Here is a 691-nt window from a genome sequence, read left to right as displayed (position 1 = left end):
CATCATCTGGATCATCTTCTTCAGGATCATACGGACATTCCGCTAAAAATTTCCCTTCCTCTGGTCCAAAATCAATAAAAGCCTCATCATGTGTAAGCGTCAAATGCGGGTCTAACTCCTGTAATTCTTTTACCATCCAATCCGTCGTTTTTTTGACAAATTCAGGGGCACGTTGTTTCGGATCAACAAAAGATAATGCTCGAACGCTTGGCTTTTTAACCATGTGTGAAGTTCTTTTTTTAATCGTTTCAACTTCTTCTTGAAACTTTTTTTCAGAGTAAAGGTCTTTCCAATAGGCAAGATTTTGGATTTGATAATCATGAATAATCTCTAATAATGTATCATTAATTTCTTCTAGTCGTTCCCAGTAAGAATCTTTTTCTGTTAAAAAATAATCACTCATCTCTTCGTTATAGGGAGTGATATAGTAGTGTGAATGTCCATTAAATCGCAACACATACTCATAATAAACAAAGTGTTCCATCGGATGATTGGGTACTCGTGGATCCCAGTAAAGCGGAGCTAAGTGTGGGAAGACCTCGGGATCGTAATCAATGAAATGATCAAAATGTTCTAAGACCAAGCGTTCATCAATTGCTTGAAACCGTTGTTGCGTTTCTTCTATGATTTGTTTGATTTTTTTCGGAAAGCGTCGCTTGGAGTCAGTAAACGTTAAAGACATGGAGGGCAT

1 protein-coding gene is annotated in these 691 nt (G+C 37.3%); it reads right to left on the bottom strand.

The annotated features are described in order from the left end of the window. A partial coding sequence (locus RV14_RS11710) for a hypothetical protein (protein ID WP_245785514.1) occupies positions 1–691 on the bottom strand: 691 nt, incomplete at its 3' end.

Source organism: Enterococcus ratti (genome assembly GCF_001886195.1).
In the GTDB taxonomy this organism is placed as follows: domain Bacteria; phylum Bacillota; class Bacilli; order Lactobacillales; family Enterococcaceae; genus Enterococcus_B; species Enterococcus_B ratti.
The sequence above is the reverse complement of the archived record's forward strand: the minus strand, read 5'-3'. Positions and strand labels throughout refer to the sequence as shown.